We start from the raw sequence: 1,520 nt of genomic DNA, 5'->3' as shown, positions 1-1,520 counted from the left end.
CTATTACCTGCAGGGGCAGGCTCCCTGCCCTTCTGCCTTCCGGCGAGGACGGGGGTCACAGGGGGCTGGCCCCCTTATCTGGGTCCAGGGGCTGGTCCCTGGTAGGGTTCCGGGGCAACGCCCTGGACCGCCGGAGGCATACCTTCAGCAAGGTAAAAAAAGGCCATATAAGACTACAGAGAACTTTTTTATGCAAAAAATGCCATTTTGACCTTATATATCAAGCTTTTCAGCGTTTTTTGAAACTACTCTGTTTAGAGTAGAAACGCCCTCTGTTTGAATTATATAAACTACTCTGTTTAGATGTATCAAACTACTTATTTTTAGAGTAGGATAAAAGAATTGACTTTTTTAAATAGCTACTTTATAATTGAGTAGAATTACTACTTAAAACAATGATGACAAAGGAGGAAGGCATGCCTAGAATCAATCAATCTATTGAATCCAAGGAACTTAATGAGAAAGGAGAAATAATCAGTAAGAAAGCCAATAAAGTGCTATCATGGGGCGATGAACCAGCCTACATAAAACTATATTTACAAGACATTATGTATTTTGCAGATATCCCTAAACAATACGCATCCGTCACAGCTTGTTTGCTTAAACGCATATCATATGCTGGCGATGAAGATGGGATGTGCGTTACATTGGTTCCTCGCATAAAACAAGCCATTTGCAATGAAATGGGATGGAAAAGAGTATCCTCTCTTGATAACGCTTTACAAAAACTTCTTGCAGGGAAAATACTTTTTAGAGTAGACCGCAGCATGTACCGTTTTAATCCATATATTTTTGGCAAAGGTGATTGGCAAGATATCAGCAGACTTCGCCTTGAAATCAATTATGACGAAATTATGGGAAGAACGTTTAAAGCTAATATTGAGTATGAAACAGGCCCAGATGGACAAATGTATTTAAAAACCGGCACGGAAAATTAACTTTAATATCTCCAGTATCTTTAGGCTAAGCATAGTTTAAGCTATGCTTAGCCTATTATCGTGACGGTGAAGAAATGCCTGTGAAGCCTTGATTCATAAGGGCTGAGGGGTAGAGAAATTTTAGCAAGTACAATGCCCGGACTTCTCCATCATTTTCTGTCGAAAAATGTCGAAAAATGCGAATCATGAGGAATACAGCTCCCATCCGTTGGCCGGGCCAGCCCGCCGCCCCATGGGTTCCCGCTGCTCCCGGCCTGCCCTCCGCTATGCTGCGGGCACCACTGCGTTAAGCCCCTTCGGGGAGCAATCAAGGAAAAACAAGGGGAAATCCTCCCCCCTGTAGTGCACCTCAGGAAGCAACAATCCTATAAACAGCCCCCTAAACGCACCAGAATGCCCCAGAATCCATTTTTAGACCCTTAGGCTATCTGGAATACCCTTAGCGACTGTCAAGGGCTTAAGCGGTACCGCACGACCGCAGGGAGGAGGATAAGGAGCGTCCCTTGACAGTCTATGCATCCCATATCCTATTACCTGCAGGGGCAGGCTCCCTGCCCTTCTGCCTTCCGGCGAGGACGGGGG

General features: G+C 44.9%; 1 protein-coding gene. It reads left to right on the top strand.

Features of this window, described 5'->3' with window-relative positions; translation table 11 throughout:
* Positions 1-416: 416 nt before the first annotated feature.
* Positions 417-938 carry a hypothetical protein gene (locus tag LI015_RS27885; RefSeq protein WP_156703875.1) on the top strand — a complete coding sequence of 174 codons (522 nt, stop codon included), beginning with the start codon at positions 417-419 and terminating at the stop codon, positions 936-938.
* The last annotated feature ends 582 nt before the right edge of the window (positions 939-1,520 follow it).

The organism is Enterocloster sp. 210928-DFI.2.20 (assembly GCF_020554465.1).
Lineage (GTDB): Bacteria > Bacillota > Clostridia > Lachnospirales > Lachnospiraceae > Enterocloster > Enterocloster bolteae.
This window is presented reverse-complemented; position numbering and strand designations above follow the sequence as displayed.